Origin of the sequence: Ruminobacter sp. RM87 (assembly GCF_000701925.1) — a bacterium.
Lineage (GTDB): Bacteria > Pseudomonadota > Gammaproteobacteria > Enterobacterales > Succinivibrionaceae > Ruminobacter > Ruminobacter amylophilus.
On sequence record NZ_JNKD01000121.1, the window covers coordinates 1 to 1,337 of the forward strand.

Genomic DNA, 1,337 nt, shown 5'->3' on the forward strand with positions numbered 1-1,337 from the left:
CCTGTTCCCATTCCGAACACAGAAGTGAAAAGCGGTCACGCCGATGGTAGTGTAGCATTCGCTATGTGAGAGTAGGTCATTGCCAGGCATTTTTTATTTAGAGGGAGCTTTTAAAGCTCCCTCTTTTCGTATGTGGAAATCAAAACTTCTGCCTTAAAAATAAGATACAAAAAATTTTATAAACAACTTCTGCTTCGTAAAAGTGTGATATTTTGAATTGTTTGGTAAACTTGGGATTATATACTAGTTTATCTATATATTATTCAATAAAATTCTATTCCAATGAAGGTTATCGACCGTCGATCGGTTTTTAAGCAAAAATAATTAGTGACACTGATATTAATATTGTTTATAATGCAACATTGTTAAGTGATAGATGAGTTAAGTTTCTATCATTACATATAGTAATTTTTGGAGAAATTCATGAACAAGTTACAAGTTGTATTAGGTACCGTTGCTTTAGGTGCTGCTTTAGTTGGTTGCTCTGACACTTCTGCTTTAAACCAGAAGGTTGACGCTTTATTAAACAAGGTTGAAGCTCTTTCTAACGACGTTGAAGCTTTAAAGTCTAGCCAGGCTCAGACTGCTTCAAAGGCTCAGGCTGCTTACGACGAAGCTGTACGTGCTAACGAACGTTTAGACAACCTTTCTAACAAGTACAAGAAGTAATTTTTTACTTAAAGAATGGTTATTAAAGGGAGCTTCCGCTCCCTTTATTTTTTTGGGGGAGATATTTCAATTTTGAGTATGGCGCGCTATATTACAGTCATCCTGTCAGCAAACTCCATATCATCATATCTGTTCTGAGCTAACGATATTCATGTTCTTCGGTTTTTTCATCCTGTTTCATCTGAGCATTCTTGTTTATCACGGAGATAATTCTTTGAGATGAATCATCTGTGCATACGGTGCTGTGCATTCTGGTGAGTTAACGTATTTTCCGGTATAACGGGAGTTGTGTTCAGCCGAGATTTGGTTTCCCGATATTGTGAATCTTATGACAGATCTTTATGTGAAGTTCTTTCTGAAGTAAATTTGTATAATCAAAGTAAGAGTGTTTACCATGAGACTACAGATGATATATGCATCTGTATGCTGTTATTTTGCAGAGGTATTTAATTGCACTGCTGACCATGTCAATTAGATTTTTTTGTTAAATCTGTTTAATTTATGAACAAAATACACAATATTTAAAAAAATATTCAGAAAAGTGTTGACGAATCTAAAGAAAAAAGTAAAATACACATCACTCGCTGAGCACAGCGAAAAACAAAAAGTTCTTTAAAAACGAATCTAGACAATCTGTGTGGGCACTCGCTGAATTCATGAGCTGAAAT

The 1,337-nt window shown here is 35.0% G+C and carries 1 protein-coding gene; it reads left to right on the forward strand.

Features of this window, described 5'->3' with window-relative positions; translation table 11 throughout:
• Window positions 1-423: 423 nt before the first annotated feature.
• Window positions 424-669, forward strand: a complete 246-nt coding sequence (locus tag T489_RS0112285; protein ID WP_031580308.1) for an Lpp/OprI family alanine-zipper lipoprotein — start codon at window positions 424-426, stop codon at window positions 667-669.
• Window positions 670-1,337 lie beyond the last annotated feature (668 nt).